General features: G+C 38.2%; 17 protein-coding genes. 7 read left to right on the forward strand and 10 right to left on the reverse strand.

Translation table 11 applies throughout. From position 1 onward, the window contains the following. Positions 1 to 2: 2 nt before the first annotated feature. Positions 3 to 1,481 (reverse strand): glycerol kinase GlpK, encoded by a 1,479-nt coding sequence (gene glpK / locus AC27IF_RS04160; protein WP_487052473.1) that lies wholly within the window; start codon positions 1,479 to 1,481, stop codon positions 3 to 5. A 252-nt stretch (positions 1,482 to 1,733) separates the two neighbouring features. Between glpK and AC27IF_RS04165 the strand changes: the two genes are divergently transcribed. Both AC27IF_RS04165 and AC27IF_RS04170 read left to right on the forward strand, forming a co-directional pair. Continuing rightward, on the forward strand, positions 1,734 to 2,492 hold the full coding sequence (locus tag AC27IF_RS04165; RefSeq protein WP_487052474.1) for a DeoR/GlpR family transcriptional regulator: 759 nt from the start codon (positions 1,734 to 1,736) through the stop codon (positions 2,490 to 2,492). Positions 2,493 to 2,754: 262 nt separating this feature from the next. Next, complete coding sequence (locus AC27IF_RS04170; protein ID WP_487052475.1) at positions 2,755 to 3,663, forward strand: PEP-CTERM sorting domain-containing protein; 909 nt, start codon at positions 2,755 to 2,757, stop codon at positions 3,661 to 3,663. Positions 3,664 to 3,743: 80 nt separating this feature from the next. Here AC27IF_RS04170 and AC27IF_RS04175 read toward each other — a convergent pair whose 3' ends face one another. Further along, a complete protein-coding gene (locus AC27IF_RS04175) occupies positions 3,744 to 4,991 on the reverse strand; it encodes a hypothetical protein (RefSeq protein ID WP_487052476.1) in 1,248 nt (415 codons plus the stop codon). A gap of 307 nt (positions 4,992 to 5,298) precedes the next feature. Here AC27IF_RS04175 and AC27IF_RS04180 point away from each other — a divergent pair, with 307 nt between their 5' ends. Together AC27IF_RS04180 and def are read left to right on the forward strand one after the other, a co-directional pair. Next, complete coding sequence (locus tag AC27IF_RS04180) at positions 5,299 to 5,481, forward strand: hypothetical protein (RefSeq protein ID WP_487052477.1); 183 nt, start codon at positions 5,299 to 5,301, stop codon at positions 5,479 to 5,481. Continuing rightward, positions 5,468 to 6,010, forward strand: coding sequence for a peptide deformylase (gene def, locus AC27IF_RS04185; protein WP_487052478.1), 543 nt, complete (start codon positions 5,468 to 5,470; stop codon positions 6,008 to 6,010). Before AC27IF_RS04180 ends, def begins: the two co-directional genes overlap by 14 nt. Before the next feature lie 73 nt (positions 6,011 to 6,083). Here def and AC27IF_RS04190 read toward each other — a convergent pair whose 3' ends face one another. Continuing rightward, positions 6,084 to 8,888 (reverse strand): methyl-accepting chemotaxis protein, encoded by a 2,805-nt coding sequence (locus AC27IF_RS04190; RefSeq protein ID WP_487052479.1) that lies wholly within the window; start codon positions 8,886 to 8,888, stop codon positions 6,084 to 6,086. A gap of 275 nt (positions 8,889 to 9,163) precedes the next feature. Between AC27IF_RS04190 and argJ the strand changes: the two genes are divergently transcribed. Continuing rightward, positions 9,164 to 10,423: a bifunctional glutamate N-acetyltransferase/amino-acid acetyltransferase ArgJ gene (argJ, locus tag AC27IF_RS04195; RefSeq protein ID WP_487052480.1), complete on the forward strand. Its 1,260-nt coding sequence runs from the start codon at positions 9,164 to 9,166 to the stop codon at positions 10,421 to 10,423. A gap of 10 nt (positions 10,424 to 10,433) precedes the next feature. Here argJ and AC27IF_RS04200 read toward each other — a convergent pair whose 3' ends face one another. From AC27IF_RS04200 to AC27IF_RS04220, 5 genes are all read right to left on the reverse strand, one after another. Then, positions 10,434 to 11,042: a 3'-5' exonuclease gene (locus AC27IF_RS04200; protein WP_487052481.1), complete on the reverse strand. Its 609-nt coding sequence runs from the start codon at positions 11,040 to 11,042 to the stop codon at positions 10,434 to 10,436. Positions 11,043 to 11,189: 147 nt separating this feature from the next. Continuing rightward, complete coding sequence (locus AC27IF_RS04205; protein ID WP_487052482.1) at positions 11,190 to 11,810, reverse strand: hypothetical protein; 621 nt, start codon at positions 11,808 to 11,810, stop codon at positions 11,190 to 11,192. 43 nt (positions 11,811 to 11,853) lie between these two features. After that, complete coding sequence (gene asd, locus AC27IF_RS04210) at positions 11,854 to 12,723, reverse strand: archaetidylserine decarboxylase (protein WP_487052483.1); 870 nt, start codon at positions 12,721 to 12,723, stop codon at positions 11,854 to 11,856. Beyond that, on the reverse strand, positions 12,723 to 15,509 hold the full coding sequence (locus AC27IF_RS04215; protein WP_487052484.1) for a glycosyltransferase: 2,787 nt from the start codon (positions 15,507 to 15,509) through the stop codon (positions 12,723 to 12,725). The genes asd and AC27IF_RS04215 overlap by 1 nt, the downstream gene beginning before the upstream one ends. A gap of 5 nt (positions 15,510 to 15,514) precedes the next feature. Then, positions 15,515 to 17,254, reverse strand: a complete 1,740-nt coding sequence (locus AC27IF_RS04220) for an aminotransferase class III-fold pyridoxal phosphate-dependent enzyme (protein WP_487052485.1) — start codon at positions 17,252 to 17,254, stop codon at positions 15,515 to 15,517. 229 nt (positions 17,255 to 17,483) lie between these two features. On the opposite strand from AC27IF_RS04220, the gene AC27IF_RS04225 reads away from it, so the two are divergent. After that, positions 17,484 to 18,569, forward strand: a complete 1,086-nt coding sequence (locus tag AC27IF_RS04225) for an ABC transporter substrate-binding protein (RefSeq protein ID WP_487052486.1) — start codon at positions 17,484 to 17,486, stop codon at positions 18,567 to 18,569. Between the two features lie 524 nt (positions 18,570 to 19,093). Here the strand turns inward: AC27IF_RS04225 and AC27IF_RS04230 are convergent. Then, positions 19,094 to 19,459, reverse strand: a complete 366-nt coding sequence (locus tag AC27IF_RS04230) for a DUF4345 family protein (protein ID WP_487052487.1) — start codon at positions 19,457 to 19,459, stop codon at positions 19,094 to 19,096. Positions 19,460 to 19,499: 40 nt separating this feature from the next. Then, positions 19,500 to 20,504, reverse strand: a complete 1,005-nt coding sequence (locus AC27IF_RS04235; protein WP_487052488.1) for an SDR family NAD(P)-dependent oxidoreductase — start codon at positions 20,502 to 20,504, stop codon at positions 19,500 to 19,502. Between the two features lie 49 nt (positions 20,505 to 20,553). Between AC27IF_RS04235 and AC27IF_RS04240 the strand changes: the two genes are divergently transcribed. Continuing rightward, complete coding sequence (locus AC27IF_RS04240; RefSeq protein WP_487052489.1) at positions 20,554 to 21,477, forward strand: LysR family transcriptional regulator; 924 nt, start codon at positions 20,554 to 20,556, stop codon at positions 21,475 to 21,477. The last annotated feature ends 150 nt before the right edge of the window (positions 21,478 to 21,627 follow it).

Below are 21,627 nucleotides of genomic sequence, written 5' to 3' on the forward strand. Positions count from 1 at the left end.
CTTTAACTTTGTACTTTTTTCACTGCGGCTAACCACTTTTCATAGAGTTGATTTCTCACTTCATTACTTAACTTGGCTTCGAAGCGTTTATCACAATTCCACATAGTGGCTAATTCTTCTGTGGACTGATAAACTCCTGCTTGTAACCCAGCTAAATAGGCAACACCTAACGCCGTTGTTTCTATTATTTCAGGGCGCTCAACAGTCGCCCCTAAAATATCCGCAAGAAAATTCAGTAGCCAATTATTAGCTACCATACCACCATCAACTCGAAGGGTTATTGGTCTTAAGCCATCACTTTCCATCGCCTTTTGCAGGTCTTTCGTTTGATAACATACCGATTGTATACCTGCTGTGATTATTTCGTTTATTCCAGAGTCACGCGTTAACCCTAAAATAGCGCCGCGCGCATTAGGATCCCAATAAGGAGCACCTAAACCAGTAAAAGCGGGCACTAAAAATACCCCATGATCTAAAGGCATTTTTTCGGCAATAGACTCTGTATCACTGGCACAATTGATAAGTTTTAACCCATCACGAAGCCACTGAATAGTTGCCCCCGCCATGAAGATACTACCTTCAATAGCATAAGTAACTTTACCATTTAGTCGATAAGCCACTGTAGTTAGTAATTTATTATTAGACTTTAATGGCTTACTGCCAGTATTGAGCATTAAAAAGCAACCAGTGCCGTATGTGCTTTTGGCCATTCCGGGCTCAAGACAAGCTTGACCAAAGAGCGCCGCTTGTTGATCGCCAGCAACGCCTAAAATAGGAAGCGCATCTCCCAGTAATGATTTTTCAGTTAAACCAAAATCTGCTGCTGAGTCCATCACCTCAGGTAACATAGAGTGAGGAACAGAAAATACACTCAGCAATTCATCATCCCAGCATTGCTCATGGATATTAAATAACATGGTGCGAGAAGCGTTCGTTGCATCTGTGCGATGTACTTTACCGCCTGTTAAATGCCACATTAAAAAGCTATCGACCGTTCCAAAGGCAAGCTCTCCTTTATCAGCTTTTGCTTTAGCATCTGGTACATTTTCTAATATCCAACGTATTTTAGTGGCAGAAAAGTAAGGATCTAATAATAAGCCAGTTTTATCGTTAATTAGTTGTTCAATATGGGGGGAAGAAATAGACTTACAAAAATCTGCTGTTCGACGATCTTGCCAAACAATAGCCTTATAGACAGGCTTTCCGGTTATTCTATCCCAAACGAGTGTTGTTTCACGTTGATTGGTAACTCCAATGGCACAAATTTGTGACGCGGCAATATCATTGTCTTTTAAAACGCGTTGGCATGTAGCCAACACAGAGCCCCAAATATCATTAGGATCATGTTCAACCCAGCCATCTTTGGGAAAATGCTGTTCAAACTCTTCTTGAGCACTGGCATAAACTTTACCAGCAAGAGTAAAAAGAATTGCACGGGAGCTCGTGGTCCCTTGATCAATTGATAAAATATATTTAGTCATAAACTCACAATTAACTGAATTAAAAAAATCTACTCGATAATGTATAAATGCTATTAAGTTGGCAATATTATACTCACCGACAATACAAGTAACTTATATAAGATGTAATTATGAGTATATCAGTTCTTATGTAATAATTTTCCAAAATTACTTTAAGCGCCTCGATTAACCTCATTTTCAAGCGCAACAGAGTAATAAACTGAAAGGTCAACAGACCCTAGCATTTTTCATTGATAATACTTGAGACGCACAATGCCACAAAACTTACGACAATCTGAGCTAGTTACCTTATTACAAAATAAAGGCTTTATTGCTATAGACGAGCTAGTAGAGCATTTTAAAGTGACACCTCAAACGATTCGTCGAGATTTAAATCATTTATCAAAGATTGGGCAGATTGTTAGGCATCATGGTGGCGCTGAAGGCTTGTCGAATGCTGAAAACACTTCATATCAATCAAGAAAGATACTTAATTTAGACGCTAAAGAAAAAATTGCTGAAGAGCTGGTTAAAATGATCCCAAATGGCGCTTCACTTTTTATCAACATTGGCACCACCACAGAAACAGTGGCTCGTGCATTACTTAATCACAAAGACCTCAATGTAGTCACCAACAATATCCATGTGGCCACTATTTTATCTGTTAAAGAAGATTTTACCGTTATTGTTGCCGCAGGCGAAGTTCGCCATAAAGATGGCGGTATTATTGGCGAAGCCACTTGTGATTTTATTAGCCAGTTTCAAATGGATTTTGGCATAATTGGTATCAGTGGTATTAGCTTAGATGGTGCGTTAGTTGATTTTGATTTTAGAGAAGTGAAAGTAGCGCAAGCTATAATCAATAACTCTGCAAATGTACTACTGGCGGCTGATCACTCTAAATTTGGTCGAAATGCCATGGTCAAACAAGCCAACATTGCTCAAATAGATCATTTATTTACTGATCAAACTCCACCAGTAGAAATTAACGATATTCTATCCGCGCATCAAATAAGCTCTCATATCATTTAAAAATTAACGCTTTATCTACTAACATCACGACCATTCATTGAATGTTAATCTCCATCTACCACTAAATATTGGTCAATAAATACAGACAAAAGCTAATAGTAAGTTCACTGTTCATACTCCTGTGTCTGTATTCTTTACAATCTTTTAACATAAAACAAACAGACTCAACACAAAACAACTCAAATAGCTGATAATTAATAAGTTTTGCAACCTGGCTTACTTTTTGCTTCATGGTGAGTTCACCATTTACAAGGAACATAAAATGAAATTAGTTAAATATTTACTCCCTTCATGTATTGCAGTATGTGCATCATTTACTCAAGCAGCACCAATTACCCTTTCAAATTCAGATATTTTTGACAATTCTGATGTAAATTACAGTGATCTTTTAAGTGACTGTGGTGGAGGGTACACCTGCTTTACAGATGCAACTTCACAAGGCGCTGGCGGCGGCGGCGATCATTTTGATGATGCTATGGGAGTTGCATTAAACGGTAATTCCTATGGTGTAAATGGAGGGGACTGGGATGGTACTTCTTTAGCTCTAGATACAGTAACCTTTGGCACCTTAGATATGTACGTTGAGTTTACCTCTTTTGGCCCGGTAATGCGTCAAATTGTTACGGTAACCAATACAGGAATGGCTACAGAATCAGCCAACATATCATGGCAAAACAACACAGGTAATGATGGTAACCAAGAAACAATTGCAACAAGTAGTGGTGATTTATCAGCAACCACAGATGATAATTGGGTTGTGACAGCAGATAGTAATTCTGGTACAGATAACGAAGTAAACTCTTGGGTATTTGGCGATGGAAACTCTTTATCTGCAAGCGCCACTTTTTTAACAGATTTGTCTAACACATTTGGCGCTGCTGGAGAGCAAGGTTTTTCTGCGTTATTTGATTTTAATTTATTAGCTGGCCAAACAGCTTCTTTAATGTTTTTTGTAGGTATAGAAGGTATTAACCAAGACGGTATAGACCTTGCTGCTAATATTAGCGATACAACATCTGATTTATTCAGAAGCGTAACGGCTGATATTAGTAACACTGAATTTGCACAGATTCAAAACTGGAGTTCAGCAAATTCAATCCCAGAGCCTACAACATTAGCAATTTTTTCATTAGCTTTACTTGGACTTAGAGTTAGAAATAAACGTTTTTAATTAAATGAAAGAAACAAAATGAAAGCCGCTAATGCGGCTTTCATTTTATGTAAATAAGCACAACTATTAAACAATAGTTATTAACCAAAAATAGCTCGCATCAATCCAATCACTTGTTCGACACTTTTGCCATTTTTAACTTGGTTTACGATAGAGTCACGCTTACTGAGCATATATTCAGGTAGTTCGTCCGACATTAACGCTTTATCTACTAACATCTCTGCAGATTCTTTTGTGCGCTTTTTCGCAATGACAGTGGACTTAGCTCTGACTTTATTTTGTGCTTTATCACGCAAACGGATGTAATTTGAATTTTGAGCTAATTCAACATCCGCGTATAAAAATAAATCAATAAGCACTGCCCTATTCTTCCACAATGTATATTCTCGATTTTCAGAGCCTTGAATCGCTTTCTCTGTATAACTCTCAGTACTATCATCCGCCTCAGCCTTAGCCTCATTTTCTATTTCTGGCGCTTCTTGGTGCCACCAAGAAAAGGTCCGTAATGTACCTATCATATCGTGCCAGTAGGATGAAAAATCACAATTATTAAACTTAGCAATCGACAACCCTTGGCAAAGAATGTCAATTTTATTATTCGTTAAGGCAATAAACTGATCAGGTCGTCGCATTGCAAGTAAGCGTGTACCAGCGGCTAAAGGAGCCTTGCTACTAGCATCGTCTTCTTTAAAAATCTGTTGAAAATCACTAACAAATTTTTGATATTGATCATAACTCACATCACCAGTTAAAGGAATATGCGTTAAAGCACCATCAAACTTTTCCGGAACTTGCGCAAGCAAAGTGTGGAATACTTTTGCCCCTTTAGTACCTGCGAACCATTCATTATCAAAATCATAAATACTGTAGTCGTGTTGGCTAGTATGTTTACCTGCAAAAACGAGACGGTCTTCAGGTAATAAATCAGCTAAAGGTTTATGCTTAATAGAGTCAATGTAGTCGAGTAAACGTAGCCTTTCATCGAGAGCATGTAATGTATTTTGCTGCTCGATAAAGCCAACAAATATTGGCCAAGGAGCAATACGAGCCATTTTAAATTGGCTAATGGTGAAGCCAGTTTCAAGTATCGTTTGCAATTTCTTAAGCGGTAAAAATTGCTCTTCATCTAGCAGATCTCTATTAATACCTTCTCGACATAGCCTGATAAGTTCACTACACCATCCTAAAAAGTCATCTGGACGGTGCGCTACTTTTACCGCCATTAAATTTAAACTTAAAGGGGTGATGTATTTTAGGGCGTTTTGATAAACCTGATTTTCAGCAACAGATAAAGGCATTTCTACAGGGGAAGATAAGAACTTTCGCATTAAACTTTACAATCTCTATTCGAGGAATGTTTCCAATAACACTTGCATGACAAGCTGAAAACCATTTTAAAAGTCGCGCATAATACGCAATTATGCTGGTATTGCAATCAATAGTCTTTGATATGGATTTTTTTGCTTAAAGTTAGAGCAGTTAACCGATTCAAGCGTTTATAAACGTAATTCATCTTTTAGTTTTTCTACATGTATTTGAATTAAATATAGCCAAGCCAAGTTAGGTGTACACTAGAATTTATCAATAGACACTTATACAATAATGGCAAAACATTGATGATTGGTGAGTCTAAATATGCCTGAAAAAGTAATAAAATTTGAATTTGAAAAAAGTAATAAAAATAGTGTCCGTTATAAAGAATTACCTGAGGAAGGGATGCCGCCAATTTTGGGCTCTATCTATGTGCAAAAGTGGTTTGCTGGAAACAACAAAAATATCGAAGTTACTATAAAGACAACAGACAATGAGTCCAGCTAAAAATAACACTACTGACATTGCTCAGTTAGGCAACCAAGTATTAAGACAAAAAGCGGCTGATGTTACCAATATACTCTCTGATGAATGTCAGCAGCTTATCAATACCATGATGTTGGCAGTAGCAGAAGCCGGTGGCGTTGGAATTGCCGCACCACAAATTCATCAAAGTTTTCGCCTATTTATTATGTGCTCTAAACCTAATGCCCGTTACCCTGATGCGCCTTTAATGGAGCCAACAGCAATTATTAACCCTGAGATACTGTCTCGCTCTCATGAAAAAGTGAAAGACTGGGAGGGCTGTTTAAGTGTACCGAGCATGCGTGGGTTAGTACCGAGACATACCCACATTACTGTTCGATACTTTGACCAACAAGGTACTGAACAGCGAAAAGAATTATCGGGATTTATCGCCCGAATATTCCAGCATGAATTAGATCACTTAAATGGCTTAACCTTTATTGATCAACTCGAGTCAACACAAGATTTGATCAGTGAAACTGAGTGGTATAAGCAATTTGCAAAGACCTAGCAATTTCAAGAATGGTTAATCACTTAAGCTGTAGGACCTTCTCAGCTTGCTCAATTTCCTTAATGCTAGTTCATTACTCTTTATTTTTAAAAAATGAAACTTGCTCTAATAATTGTTGAGATTCTTCCTCCATCGATTTACTTGATGCTGCCGCTTCTTCAACTAAAGCGGCATTTTGCTGAGTCATTTCATCCATTTGGCTTACCGCAGAACTTACCTCACCAATACCCGCAGATTGCTCTTTACCCGCACTATCAATATCGTTAATCATTTTGCTTACTTCTTCTATAGAAGTGACTAATTCAGTGAAGGTTTTTCCTGTTTCATCAACCAGTTTGGTACCTTGACCAACCGCTTCAACACTATCGTTGATTAAACCTTTGATTTCTTTAGCCGCTCCTGCAGATCTTTGCGCTAAATTTCTCACTTCAGCAGCAACGACAGCAAAACCTCTACCTTGCTCACCCGCACGTGCAGCTTCAACAGCAGCATTTAGTGCTAATAGGTTGGTTTGAAAAGCAATTTCATCAATCACACTAATGATGTCAGCAATTTTTTTACTTGATTTATTAATATCACTCATCGCGGTAATCGCATTTCTTACTACAGAGCCGCCATTAGTTGCCTTATCCATAACCGAGCTTGAAAGTTTAGTCGCTTCTGTTGAATTTTCAGCGTTTTGCTGAACCGTACTGGTTAACTCTTCCATAGCGGAAGCCGTTTCCTCTAAGCTTGATGCTTGTGACTCAGTTCTGTGGCTCAGTTCATTATTACCTTCTGCAATTTCTCTTGCTGAATCAAAAACATTAGTAGATGCAGTCCTAATACCACCTACCATCTGGTTAAGTATATCGATCAATTCATTAAGGGATTCACCAATAACACTAAACTCTCCTTCCAATGTATTTTCAATATCTTGGGTGAGATCTCCTTGAGAAATTGACAATAGGACTCGCTTAATTTCTGCAATAGCTTGCTTACGAGCAGTGATATTAGTTGCGTATTTTACCACTTTAAACGGCTTACCATTTAAATCTAAAATAGGATTGTAGGTAGCTTGTATCCAAACTTCTTTGTTGTGCTTTCCTAGACGTCTATATTCGTTCGCGTCATATTCTCCGCGATTTAGTTTTGCCCAAAACTCCTTGTACTCATGACTTGTTTTGTATTTGGGCTCGACAAACATATTATGATGTCGCCCTTTAATTTCCGCTAAACTATAACCAACAGTCGACAAGAAGTTTTCGTTAGCTGTGATGATAGTGCCGTCCATATTAAACTCGATAACCGCCTGTGCTTTACCGATAGCTTCTATTTGTCCTGAAAAATCAGCATTAGTAAGCTTTTGAGCTGTAACATCAGTGGCAAACTTAACAACCTTGTAGGGTTTACCATTCATATCTAAAATTGGGTTATACGAAGCTTGAATCCATATTTCTTTACCATTTTTACCCAGACGTTTGTATTCATTAGACTCAAATTCGCCGCGATTAAGTTTTGCCCAGAACTCCTGATATTCATGACTATTTTTAACTCCAGGTTCAACAAACATACTATGATGTTGCCCTTGAATCTCAGCTAGACTGTAGTCTACTGTGGAGAGAAAATTCTCATTAGCAGTGATAATAGTACCGTCCATATTAAACTCGATAACCGCCTGCGCTTTACTGATGGCTTCTATCTGTCCTGAAAAGTTTGCATTTGCCAATTTTTGTTCTGTGACATCAGTGGCAAATTTCACGACTTTAAAGGGTTTACCATTTAAATCTAAGATGGGGTTATACGAGGCTTGTATCCATATTTCTTTACCGTTTTTCCCCAAGCGTTTGTATTCATTGGACTCAAATTCGCCTCGGTTAAGTTTTGCCCAAAACTCTCTATATTCATGGCTGGTTTTAAGCCTTTCTTCAACAAACATACTATGGTGCTGCCCTTGGATTTCATCTAGGCTGTAGCCTACCGTAGCAATAAAATTATCATTAGCAGTAATAATAGTACCGTCCATATTAAACTCGATAACTGCTTGTGCTTTACTGATGGCTTCTATCTGCCCCGAAAAATTTGCATTTGCCAATTTTTGTTCGGTAACATCCGTAGCAAATTTTACCACTTTATAGGGTTTACCATTTAAATCTAAGATAGGGTTATACGAAGCTTGTATCCATATTTCTTTACCGTTTTTCCCCAAGCGTTTATATTCATTAGACTCAAACTCGCCGCGATTAAGTTTTGCCCAAAACTCCTGATATTCATGGCTATTTTTAAGTCCAGATTCAACAAACATACTATGATGTTGCCCTTGAATCTCAGCTAGACTGTAACCGACTGTCGCTAGAAAGTTATCGTTGGCGGAAATAATGGTACCGTCCATATTAAACTCGATGACGGCTTGTGCTTTACTAATGGCTTCAATTTGCCCCGAAAAATTTGCATTACCAAGCTTTTGGGCTGTGACATCAGTAGCAAATTTCACTACTTTAATTGGTACACCACTCGCATTTAAAATGGGATTGTAAGAGGCTTGAATCCAAACTTCCTTACCATTTTTACCCAGACGTTTGTATTCATTAGACTCAAATTCACCACGATTAAGCTTTGCCCAAAACTCTTGATATTCATGGCTGTTCTTTAACTCAGGCTCAACAAACATACTATGATGCTGTCCTTTAATTTCAGCTAGATCATAACCTAGTGCAGATAAGAAATTATCATTCGCGGTATCGATAGTACCATCCATGTTAAACTCGATGACGGCTTGGGCTTTACTAAATGCTTCAAACTTGGCAACAAGATCTAAAAATTCTTGCTCCTTAGTATTCTCATCATTTACTGACGTATTGCTTTGTGATTGTTGAGTTCCTTTCGTATTTGCAGCCATAATTGAACCTATTTTTGTATGTATCAAGCAGATAACGCATTCCCATTGTTACCCAATATTAAAGTTGAAACTAAATGAACACTTACTAACTATTAATGACTAACTTAATAGTTTTATTAAAAATTTATGTAATATTGCTATTAAAATATAAGACAAAATTTGATATTCGCAAATTTATTTAAAATAAATAAATATCCGCGAATCAATTTTGATTTTGCATAAATACCCATAAAAGATTAATATTTACCTACTTTTGTTTTTATTAATATTATTTTATGCCTGTCAATTTATCTGAACTTAATCCCGCTGCACTCACTCCCATTAATGGCATTCGCCTTGGTTGGGCTGAATCCAATATTAAACAACCAAATCGTAAGGATTTACTAGTAATAGAATTAGCGGCAGGGTGTGCTGTGTCAGGCGTATTTACCCAAAACCGTTTTTGTGCCGCCCCTGTCACCCTATGTAAAAAGCATTTAGTCAGTGTCAAAAATGGCGATACTGCTGAGATTAAGGCCTTAGTGATCAATACCGGTAATGCTAACGCAGGTACTGGTGAGCAAGGTATGCAAGACACGCTAACCACCTGCCAGCAGCTAGCTGAGATTATGGCCATTCCAGTAGAGTCTGTTTTACCTTTTTCAACCGGTGTTATTTTAGAACATTTACCTATGGGTAAACTGTTGGCTGGTTTACCGCATGCGGTCGCAAATTTAACCGCTGATAACTGGGCTGATGCCGCATCAGCTATTATGACCACAGACGTTGCTCCAAAAGCTTTTTCAACCAGTGTTAATATTGGTGCTGAACAAATCACCATTACTGGCATGTCAAAAGGCGCTGGCATGATCCATCCGAATATGGCGACCATGCTAGGTTATGTGGCAACTGATGCGAATATAGCTCAACCTTTATTAGATGAAATCACTAAAGAAATTACAGACTTATCCTTTAACTGCATTTCGGTTGATGGTGACACTTCCACTAATGATTCTTTTATTGTTATTGCGACAGGAAAAAGTAATGCCGCAACCATAAATACTCGTGACGACAAAGGTTTTAAAGAAGTCTATCAAGCCCTACTTGAAACCTCACAATATTTAGCGAAAGCCATAGTACGTGATGGTGAAGGCGCCACGAAGTTTTTAACGGTAACCATTAATGGCGCGAAAAGTGTTGAAGAAGCAAAAACAATCGGCTTTTCTATTGGCAAAAGTCCACTAGTAAAAACAGCAATGTTTGCTTCTGATCCTAACTTAGGACGTGTTTTAGCTGCAATTGGATATGCTTCTAGAGAATGTGAGTCATTAGCTGATCTAGATACTGATAAATTGGAGCTTTATTTTGGTGATGTATTAGTGGCTGAAAAAGGTGGTAGAGCGGCAAGTTATCAAGAAGATGAAGGGCAAGCAGTCATGAATGAGGCTGAAATAGATATTACTGTAGAGCTACATCGCGGTGAAGAGCAAGCCACCATATGGACCTGCGATTTCAGCTACGATTACGTTAAAATTAATGCTGAATATCGCACCTAAACACTGCTATTTAATACTCAGCCAATAATTTATTTATTTTATTTTTCGGCGTTTTAATTAGCTTTTGAATGAAAGGAAAAGTGACTTGCTCCGCCGATATTTGCTGTTGAATATCATCAAGCATGGCTAACCACAATTTTGCCGTCATTTGTGAATCATATAGCGCTCTATGGAAGCTGCCATTTGACTTAATTCCCTTATAGTTAACTAGAGTGCCTAATTTATGATTGGGCGCACTTTGATATATACGACGCGAAGCTAACAATGAACAGGCAAATTTCCCTTCATAACCTGAAGATATTCGCTGCAGCTCACTGTCTAAAAAGCGCTTATCAAAAGAGGCATTATGAGCCACTAAATTCTGCCCCTGAATAAAATCAGCAAAACGTGCCATCACTTCATCACAAGGGGCGGCACCACTTAACATTTTATTGGTAATCCCCGTATAATCTTCAATAAAGGCACTAACTCTGCGACCAGGGTTCATAAGCTCTTGAAACTGCTCGGTGACTATACCATTTTCAAGTTTGACAGCACCAATTTCAATAGCTCTATCACCATTATCAGGCGACAAACCGGTTGTTTCAAAATCGAGAATAATGAGCGAGTTAGCATTCATAAGAGCTTGTAGTTAAAAAGGTAAAGTCAGCCCGACATTCTACGTTGAAGCCATAAAAAATCAAAGGCTGTTTCTTACAAACTCTCATTCGATTTGTTAAATTGAAAGGATATTTTCCCCACTCCAAATATCTTTATTATCTTTAACTTAACTTTTCGCTGGCGTTTCTTGATACCAATCAGTCATATTGTCGTACATTTCACCTTTTAATAGATAAAAGAATGACTTGTAATAAATTTTAATATCATGAAACGGGTCGGTAATAATTTTTGTGCACCATACTAACCCCGATTGCACGCCTTTTAATTTAAATAGGTGTACCGTTCTAAATAAAATCGCGCCAAAGCCAATAAATAACCAAGCAATAGCCATGTTATTAATAAAAGAGCTAAAGTCAGTGTGAGCCGTAAAAAGTCCAAATAAGCTAGGCTGAAAGTAAAGTACCACTGGCGTTAACGCCCAAATACTTAGCAAGACGACTTTACGTTGTAAGTTATAGCCGACCTTAATGCTTTCTTTATATTCATGTGTGGCTTTATTCACTTTGTCGTAAGTAAGTGGCTCAAAGAAAAAATGTCCTGATTGTCTTAACACCATAGATAACAACCAACCGACTAACGCCGCCGCGGCAGGATAATAAAAAACAAGAACATAGCTCACTAAAAAACAGCAAGCACTCAAAAAGTGTAAAAATTGATTAATACGATTATGGTGATAATAGCGGTGATCATCCCAACGTTGCTGCTGTAATTCTTCAAAGAAAGTCATAATTTTTCCTATTCATTAAGGTTAATGGTATTAAGTTAAAAATTTATTTGGGCAACTCAGTTAATAAAGCCTGTCCTAAATTGATTCGTTGCCCTTCTGCAATCTTTGGGCAAAATTGATAATTGGCACTGGCAAATAAAATAATGGTTGAGCCATGTTGGAAGTACCCCATTTCATCACCTTTAGTAAACTTAGCTTGGCAATTAATCTGATTAGGCCCTTGGTATTTAAGATCTAAATAATCATCTAAAAAATTAAATTTCATGCAGGCAACCAACACCGCAGCAACAGGCACAAGCGTTATGCTGCTGTGCTCATTTTTTGTTTTTAATTCGATAATTGCCCGCTCATTTTTACAAAACAAACGCTCAATTTTTTTTAAGGTAATCGGGTTAACGTTCCATGTATCACCTGATATGTAAGTTACCTTATTTACTTCGCAATCGGTTGGCGCATGAAAGCGGTGATACATACTAGATTTCAAACGAAGCGTAATAAATTTACCATTGCGGTACTTATTATTGAGTATGTAATCAGGTATCAATTCACTGATCTGGTAAGGAAAACCTTTAGCTTGAATAAGCTCTAAACCGTCTAATTCTCCAAACGCGCCAACAATGGCATCGCATGGGCTAGTGACTATATCAGCCTGTGGTGCTATAGGGCGTAAATCTGGTTTTAACTCGCGGATAAAACAATCTTGTAAGCTAGTAAAGGTAGATTTTTTTGCTTCTTCAAGCTTTAAATCTTCAGAAAACAACTGCCAGATAGCGATAGAAATCTTTGCTAAAATTGGATTTTCAATCTTGCTATACCAACCGACAAATTGAGTTAAGCAACGTCTAGGAATTCTATTTGTTAGCAAGAAATTAATTTGCTCAGGTAAGGTTAACGACTGTGGTGATTTATTCATTAAGCCACCGTCTGCTCAAAAGTGAACACCTCATCAAGCAGCGCTTCTTCACCATAACTACTGGGTAACTCTATACCGACATTGGTTAAGAACTCTGTCATTATTGGCACAGCTTGGTACTGATTTGCACGAGTCACTGCATTTCTACTCATTTTAGCTTGTACAATTTTGTCGCTAAAGTAGCTCACTAACGTCTCACTCATGGCTTCAATATCTTCAACCAAATAACCATTAAGTTTATCTTCAATAATATCTTTGGGCCCTTTGCAGTTGTATGCTAAAACAGGCATACCATAAGTAAAGGCTTCAAGAATAACGTTACCGAAAGTATCGAATCGAGACGGGAAGATGAATAAGTCTAAACTTGCATACAAAGTGGCAAGCTGAGCTTTATTTTGCCAACCAACAAAAATGGCATCGGGCAGTTTTTCTTGAAGCTCTGTTGCTGCAGGCCCTGAGCCAGCAATCACTATTTTCAATTGTGGGATAGACTGCTTTGCTTTCTCAATAATGGCAGGTAAATCAAAAATTCCCTTTTCATGACTTAAACGACAAGCAATAAAGAGTATTGGTGTATCTTCACTAGCTCCCGGTACTATCGTAGATTTAGGGACTTTTTCAATGCTTTCATCTTTAGGCTTAGCATGATGAGCGGTTAAGAAAACTTGTTCGCTAGGTAATTGCATTTCATAGCCAGTTAACCATTCTTTATGCTCACTATTTAGCACAAAAACACCATCAAAACGGTTGTACAAGGCACGCATTAAACGCCTTACCCTATCTCGCTCATGTTGTGATAAATCTGTGGTGCATTTAATAAAATCTATCCAGTCAGTGTGCATAAAGAAGTAACTAGGCACATTAAACATTTGCTGAATAAATAAAGCTGCGGCAGCCATTGGCCCTTCAGTAGAGCAAATAATTCTGTCGTAGCCTCCTTGATAAAATATGCGTGCAATCTCCATAATGTCTGCAACACATATCTCTTGCTCACCATATTTGGGAATATCAAACGAAGCCACGGGGCGAACAACATGCAAATGATCTTCTGGCTCGATGTCAGCATGACAAATTAAAAAATCCACTGGTAAATCAGCACGCTGAATTTCGGCTAACTTGCCTGATAATGAATTAGAGACACCGTTTTTATCACGCAAGGTATCGGTTAAATATAACGCTCGTTGTTGGTGAGTATTCTTACCCAAGTGCTTGGCGAACTCATTTAAGAGCTCGCGATTTTGATATAACACCCGAGTCGAAGCCACCGAAGCCCCTGCTAAGATAATCGAGATCAATACCGGAAATGATAAGCTACTCAAAATTTGCTCAACATTAACATTACTGATGTTTTTCTGTTTTTTTCCATCACCAAAAAACAGTGCTGTTAACTGGCTTGGTATTTCAAATTTACGAGTAATATCTTCTGTTGATAAACCACTAAATGACAGCTCTTCATTTTCTGCGACAGCTATTTTTACTTTTTTAGCTACTAATTGATTTAAAAAGGTAAATAACTCAGACATTGAGTTGGTGACTGTATCAACAAAATGTTGAGGAGTGCCAGAACGGCTTTCTGCAATTTTTTCAAGGTAATCAATACAAAAACGGTAATCTTTAGAAATCTTCCATTTCACTAACATATTAGGCTTTTTGCCCTGCAATGCATCATGAATATATTCGAAAAACTTCATGGTTTTCTTATGTTTTTGCATTTCGAGTAATAGGTTACTCACGGCAAAACATCCTACTTTGTCCCATGCTGAGCCACGGTGTAGAAGAATTCTTAACAAACCGGGATCTTTAATTTTGGTTGCCACCTGTGAGAAATAATCAAGCAAGGCAATACTGAGTTTCTCATTTTCGCCAATTTGACCAAAGGGTGAAATATTACCTTCACGGATAGCTTCTAGTGCTAATTCTGATGGCTTTTGCGTTTTCAATCTTTGAGCCAGATTTTTCACATATAAACGCGAGCCACACTGACCGGCAAAAATACCGGTATGATCATCAGAGCCTCCGGTTAATACCTTCGCTTTATTAGGGTCAACACCATAATCACTGGGGTTAATATTATGTTTTATTGCATACGCGTTTATTTTCTCAGGCGTTAGGCTTTGCAACCAATTTAACGTTAATACGCTTTGCCATAAATCTCGTTGACCATTGAGTACTTCAAAGCGCTCAAACAACACAGATAACTTTTCAAAAATACTGATATCAATTTTTTCATTATGAGTATAAAAATACAGAGGGTGAGGCGCAATCAGTGGAATATCTGCTTGGGCAGCATACTGAACAAATTCATAAATATTTTGTCTTTTTTCATTTAAAATATCTTCTTGTTGGCGAGTAAAACCATAGGTTAAAACATGAATATAAAGTTCATACTCAGGAAAATAACAGGTAAATTCAGCGGCAACTAAAACATCAATCCCTTGCTCAAGCAAATCCCAACATGAGCGCGCATTGTTATGATTCGTTATGGTAATAACATCACACTGGTTAGCTTTGAGTAATTTATGTAACTTTTTAGTTTTTAACCAAGTTTCAGGTAAACGTAAAATTCTGCCCCAAAGCTCATCAGGAATATCACTGTTATGATCATGGCAATGTAAATCCATTTTTAAACAGTCTTCATCATTAAAGCGCTGCTCTTCTTGCGCTAGATAGTCATTATATTCACAGGCTAAAGAATGCCTAAATTGATTACCCAGATTATTTACCTTTAACGAGCTATCAACATTTGCGGGTATTACTTTTTTACTTTCAGCTAAAAATTCATTCATTCGAATTACACCTGCTCTTTATCGATTAATGTTGTGTGCTCAAGTTGTTTACTCTTTGTTGGCATAAGAGTATTAGGCAGTAAACGTCCTAATAATGGCCAACTCGCCGTTAACATATCTTTTAAAAACTGACGTTTAATCGCTTTATTCGTTAATTGAGGTGATTGCCACCACCAATCATCGGCTTGCATCTTTAACGCCCCAGCAATAAATAATTCAATCACTTCGTTAAATTCAGCATCAGTAAAGTTAAAACTCATGATCATACGCCCAGAGCCTAACCAACTTAACTCTAGCCCTTGTTCTTTAAGATAAAATTGCAGCATCCAGTTGTAACGACCCGGCTTAAGAAAAATAACGGTAAACACTGTATGCATATGATTAATTTGTAAGGGTAAATTTTCTGCTGCCAAGCGCTGATTGAAGGTAGCGATACGTCGATGCCACACTTGTTCAATATTTTGATAAATATCTTGAATGTCATCTTGTTGAATACGAATTAAAAATTCATTCATGGTACCCATGACATAAGGGTGGGAGTTAAAAGTACCCCGGGCAAATGAAACATTAACCGGTTGTTCTTTTTTAAAGCGTTTCATTAAATTCGCTCGTCCTGCTAACACCCCAACTGGTAAGCCGCCACCGAGGGTTTTACCATAAGTGACCATATCCGCCTGAATACCAAAGTATTCTTGAGCACCACGGTAGCCCAGTCGAAAACCGGTAAATATCTCATCAAAAATGAGAACGATATTATTTTCCGTACATATTGCTCTTAAACGTTTTAACCAAGCGCTATAGCTTGCTTTATCAAACAGGGTATTACGATCACTAGCCACCAGTGTTCCATCAGAAGAAGCATCGGCATTCGGATGAAAGGCTTGCATCGGGTTTATCAATAAGCAGGCGATATCATTACGGCTAGCGAGTACTTTGATGGTGTTTTCACTTAAATCAGCAAGGGTATAAACATCATTGGTTTTTCGGCGGTTTCCAACCCCAGGTTGAACACCGTCCCACCAACCATGATAGGCGCCGCACAAACGTACTAAGTGAGTTTTTTTAGTATGATATCGGGCAAGCCTTACTGCCTGCATTACCGCTTCAGTGCCTGACATATGAAATGACACTTCATCCAAACCAGAAATATCTTTTATACCTTTAACATTTTCGCTAATAATAGGATGATAACTGCCAAGCGCAGGCCCCAAATCAGCAACTTTCGCACTACCTTTTGCTAGGCATTCTTTATAAAAGTCATAACCAAAAACATTTACACCGTATGAGCCGGATAAGTCATAACGCCAATTACCATCGATATCTTTAACTTTAGTGCCTTTACTTTCATCAATAATAGCGCCTAACTTGAACACTTTAGGCAAGTAGAGACTGAACGGGAAAGGAACACGATAGTGACTGACAAATTGCACATCAGAAATATCCTGCTCTAAAGACAAGGCATGCTCAAAAGTCTTTGGCGATTGTTGTTGAATATTTACACTTAAATCTTGTAATGCTTTTTTACGTTTTGCTCCTACATCATTTGGCGCACCATCTGTTTGAAAGAACACTTTCTCATTGTAAGAAAAGCTTTTAATTAACGCCGCAATTCGTCTCGACCATTTGCTATGACCACGTAATGAAGGGTGCTTCGCTCGGGAGAGCTGTAAGCGAATGCTAACTTTGTTTAGTACAAACCAAGTGGCAATAACGATAATGCCATAACCTAGATATATTTCGTTCATAAAATGTCACAGTTCATTATTTGGCTACCAAAGTAACAGCCTTTTTTGACAGTTTTATTTCAGAAATATTTAACTTATATAACAGCTTATATGTCTAAGCTTTAAGTAAGAAAAACGGATAATAATGAGTAAGTATTCAGACAAATGCTATAATTTATTTTAATCATTTGACAACAACTAGTAATCTCCTCGTTATAGATTACAGAAAATAAAAGGGGTTTTAGTATTTATGAAATCTAAAATTATCTTACTCCTTTTGTTATTTTTTCCGCTATTTCTTATGGCGAAACCAATCGAGATTGTACTTATTGTGCCTGAGCCCAAAGGGCCTAAGTTTTGGGGTTTAGTGGCAAGTACAAGTAAAGCAAGCGCCGCTAGTTTACAGATTAATCTTGAAATTATTTATGCCGAGCAAAACAATCGTTTTGAAGTTAAAAAGTCCATTCAGGAAGTATTACAAAGAAAAAACCAGCCAGACTATTTACTTTTCAGACCATTAAAAGGCAACGCCGACTCTATTTACAATTTAATTGAACAACAAAAATTAAAGTTTGTAACGCTTGAGCAACCCTTGACCAAGGTTGAAACTAGCACCTTGAAGTTACCAGGAGAAAAATTTAAATATTGGATTGGTAATGTTCTCTACGATGATAAACAAGCAAGTTATGATTTAGCCAAAAATTTATTTAAACAACATGCCTCAAAAAATAAAAATAGCTTTTATGTCACTGGGATTGGCGGTAATTTTGATACCACATCAACACTTAGAAACGAGGGTTTAATCAAGGCGGTAGAAGAAAGTGAAAGTATTATACTAAACCAAATTATCAATATGGAATGGTCGCCCGATGTTGTCCGTAAAAAATTTGATTTACTTACGAGGCGATATAAGCAAAATGATGTTTTTTGGTGTGCCAGTGACGCCATGGCTTTAGAAGTAGCAAACTTAATTAATACAGAAAAATCAGCAGCTAGCAGCTCTTCAACAATTGGAGGTTTTGATTGGCTACCAGAAGCATTGAATAAAATAAAATCAGGAGAGCTTCATGCCTCAGCAGGTGGGCATTTTTTTATGGGCGCAATAGCTATTATCAAAATCTTTGATTATCACCATGGTATCAACCGTTTTACTCCCCATAATCAAATGGAAAAATATCAAATAATTGATAATGACAATGTACATTTATACTTGCCGTTAATGAATGACAATTTTTGGGACAGCCTAGATTTTACTTACTTTTCTCATATAAAAAATAAAAGTAAGCCACTATTAACCATAGAAAATATATTTAAACAAGCTAGTGTCTTGAAATAAACATAAGGACTGATAGTGACGATTTCTTTACCTTAAATTCCACAGCCGAAAACAATAGTTCTCAAAAGCGAATAACACCAGTAAGAATTCACTATACATTACTTTTATGTTGAATAATGACGCGACTACAAGCCAAGGAATAGAGCTATTAAGAAAGAAGTTGAGGGTTTAGCGTACCGCTTGTTTTCATGATAAAAAACAAGCGGTGATTAAAATGGTAAGTCAACTGAACTAATCAAGCTAACCTTTAAATTTATGTAAAATAATAGCTATGAGGCATTAAGTTTATTAAACAAAATCTAAAAACAGAAGCTGAACCAAATTATCAAACTTGGTTAGGTGATTCATATATGTGCGAGTTAACTTCCATAGCTCTCAAAAAAAGTCCAGTACTAACAAAATGCTAATACTGAATTTTTGATGTCTTAGTTGAGTCGGTCAACCGAACGTTTTATATCTTAATTGTACAGCATAACGAGTTTTTCGCCTTTTCTCATTCTAGTCTATGGGCATCGACCTCTAAATTAATAGAGATACCCGAGTAATAATAAACCGATAATTACTGACTCAACAATTAGTGGGGGAAGTATTTCTTTATCAAAGCCATCTGCCAGTAAGCCTACTATGCGACCAATAGCCACTGCTGCCATGATGATCGCTACAGCAACAAATCCCAGAGTTTGACCAGTGAGTAAACCATTCAGCAGTATGGCTACGCAGCCAAGAAATAGTCCACCCATTACTGAACGAATTCTATTTAGCCCTTTAGTGCCTTTTGGCTCAACCGCAAAGTTGGCTAGCATTTTTTTGGGTGCAAACATGGATGTCAAACCGAGGCCGCTAAGCATAAGTGTTACTACGCCTACTAATATTTGTGGAATAGTTTCCATTATTATCTCCTAACTTATTAATGATTTTTAGGTGTATAAATTATTGGTGTGCAAATTTTTGCACGGCCTGCCATGCCGCATTTTGTGCATCTTCATTAGCGAAAGTTTTATCAATAGTTATTTGATCTACTACAGGGCCGGTTGGAGATCCCGCTTTACTGGCGTAAAAGCGACCGCTTTGAAAATGGCTATTAAAAAGCCCCTCAACGTAGCGTTTGGCGCCCGCCTCAACGCTGTGCATCATGCCTAATTTGGGCATTACCAAGCCGCCGATGTATTTAAAAAATATCTTTTTCGCTAGGGGCAAATCATCCATGCCATTGGTCCCTGTGGTGCCACCTGGACTCATGGTGATAAAGCGTATGTGTGGGTGTTTACGGGACATGGCCGACATCCATAATGCACCAGTTAACTTGATGGTACCGTAAACATTAAGGGGATCAGCTTTGGGTCCAAACTTATGTCCATTGGCAATAGCAACAAATTCATCGACTGAGTTACTTTTTAGATTCGGTTTGTCCACACCCATTTTGGGAACACCTCGGGCCGCTTCAGAGCCTGCATAAAGAACGGTAGAAGTCACCAATTGACGTTGTAGCAGTTCGTCTACCAAAACCACATGCCCTAGTAAATTGGAAGCAAAAATGGTGGTGACTCCTTCCGCAGTAAGCTCATTTGGGGTTTTGCCACCCATTCCGCCGGCGTTAAGTACCACTGCATCGATGGGAGTTGTTAGCTTAGCCACTGTGGATCTAACTGAATCAGCTGAAGCCACATCTAGGATGAGAATTTCAAATATGTTCTTACCCGTTTCCGCTTCCAGGCTTGCCTTTGCTTCTACTGCCTTTATTTGGTTACGGCAACCCAGATAGATTTTTTCCACCCCTTTTTGCTGGGCCAATTGTTTGGCTGCCTCATAGCCAAGGCCTGCGTTTGCCCCTGTAATCAGTGCAGCTTGTATTGCTTTCATTTGTCTTCTCCAATGAGTTATCTGTGATGTTGAAGCTAGATTAACATGGCTTATATTTGACTTATACAGACACATAATGGACACTGTGACTCATAAATGAACCACGTAGTTTTATGAGGTAACGATGCCACTGAATGAAAGCCATGAAATAAACTGGGATGATTTAAAGTTCTTCCTAGCAGTTGCCAGAGCCGGTACGTTACGCGGAGGGGCCGAGAGTATTACAGTAAATCACACTACTCTCACTCGGCGCTTGTCTCATATGGAGGAGCATATCGGAAGCCGCTTATTCGATCGCTCAAAAACTGGTTTGGTATTAACCAACATCGGCGAAAAACTAGTTCCCTTTGCCGAGAGGGTGGAAGAAGAAATGACCGCGGCCTCGCGCATGATTGTGGGCCGTGAAGCTGAGCCCACAGGCACCGTATATGTTACCTTACCCCACGGCATCGCTATGACCTCCGTCATGGACGATTTTTCCCTGTTTGCAAAACGCTATCCTGACATCAATCTAAACCTGAATTTTACCAATGCTAATGCAGACTTAACCCGGCGCGAAGCTGACGTGTCTATTCGTGTAGCCAATGAGGTAACAGATGATGTGGTGGGGCGGCGCCTGCTGCAAATGTCACAAGCAGCATATTGCACTAGGGAGTACGCGGAAAAAGTGAAAGACAATGATGGTGAAGGCTTGCACTTTATTGGCTGGCACGAAGCTGAAGGAGAAACAACGGCGCAATGGTTGCGCGACAGCTACTACCCTAAAGCTATGCTAAAACACAGAGTATCTGAACTGGTGCCACTTATCACCTTAGCTGCATCTGGTCTGGGTATGGCTTATCTGGCCTGCAATCTTGGAGACCGACACCCTCAACTAGTGCGAGCCCCTTTTCAAAAGCCTTTGCCATATCGCAGTCTGTGGTTATTGCTGCATAAAGACTTACGTAAAACAGCTCGTATCCGTTGTTTCGTTGACTTTTTGGCAGAGCAAATTCAGGCAAAACATAATGAATTTTGGGTGAATGGTACTGTGAAGAGACGGGAGTAAAAATTTTTGAAATTCTTAGTTTCAGTGGTAACGCTATAAGTAAACTCATCAAAGTTTTAGGCTGTGTAACCCCAAAAAAATTAGGAATCGTTTTTTATTTAACCAATTGATATGAAGTAACTTTAGAAAACCGCTTGATTTTCATATATT

Source organism: Colwellia sp. KS18-150, from assembly GCF_057551365.1.

Excerpts from the sequence above, each read along its gene's own strand:
- AC27IF_RS04200 (WP_487052481.1), bottom strand. The coding sequence starts at position 11,042 with ATGAATGCTAACTCGCTCATTATTCTCGATTTTGAAACAACCGGTTTG.
- AC27IF_RS04230 (WP_487052487.1), bottom strand. The coding sequence starts at position 19,459 with ATGGAAACTATTCCACAAATATTAGTAGGCGTAGTAACACTTATGCTT.
- AC27IF_RS04165 (WP_487052474.1), top strand. The coding sequence starts at position 1,734 with ATGCCACAAAACTTACGACAATCTGAGCTAGTTACCTTATTACAAAAT.
- def (WP_487052478.1), top strand. The coding sequence starts at position 5,468 with ATGAGTCCAGCTAAAAATAACACTACTGACATTGCTCAGTTAGGCAAC.
- AC27IF_RS04190 (WP_487052479.1), bottom strand. The coding sequence starts at position 8,888 with ATGGCTGCAAATACGAAAGGAACTCAACAATCACAAAGCAATACGTCA.
- AC27IF_RS04220 (WP_487052485.1), bottom strand. The coding sequence starts at position 17,254 with ATGAACGAAATATATCTAGGTTATGGCATTATCGTTATTGCCACTTGG.
- AC27IF_RS04215 (WP_487052484.1), bottom strand. The coding sequence starts at position 15,509 with ATGAATGAATTTTTAGCTGAAAGTAAAAAAGTAATACCCGCAAATGTT.
- AC27IF_RS04180 (WP_487052477.1), top strand. The coding sequence starts at position 5,299 with ATGCCTGAAAAAGTAATAAAATTTGAATTTGAAAAAAGTAATAAAAAT.
- AC27IF_RS04175 (WP_487052476.1), bottom strand. The coding sequence starts at position 4,991 with ATGCGAAAGTTCTTATCTTCCCCTGTAGAAATGCCTTTATCTGTTGCT.
- glpK (WP_487052473.1), bottom strand. The coding sequence starts at position 1,481 with ATGACTAAATATATTTTATCAATTGATCAAGGGACCACGAGCTCCCGT.
- asd (WP_487052483.1), bottom strand. The coding sequence starts at position 12,723 with ATGAATAAATCACCACAGTCGTTAACCTTACCTGAGCAAATTAATTTC.
- AC27IF_RS04170 (WP_487052475.1), top strand. The coding sequence starts at position 2,755 with ATGAAATTAGTTAAATATTTACTCCCTTCATGTATTGCAGTATGTGCA.
- AC27IF_RS04235 (WP_487052488.1), bottom strand. The coding sequence starts at position 20,504 with ATGTGTCTGTATAAGTCAAATATAAGCCATGTTAATCTAGCTTCAACA.
- AC27IF_RS04225 (WP_487052486.1), top strand. The coding sequence starts at position 17,484 with ATGAAATCTAAAATTATCTTACTCCTTTTGTTATTTTTTCCGCTATTT.
- AC27IF_RS04205 (WP_487052482.1), bottom strand. The coding sequence starts at position 11,810 with ATGACTTTCTTTGAAGAATTACAGCAGCAACGTTGGGATGATCACCGC.
- argJ (WP_487052480.1), top strand. The coding sequence starts at position 9,164 with ATGCCTGTCAATTTATCTGAACTTAATCCCGCTGCACTCACTCCCATT.
- AC27IF_RS04240 (WP_487052489.1), top strand. The coding sequence starts at position 20,554 with ATGCCACTGAATGAAAGCCATGAAATAAACTGGGATGATTTAAAGTTC.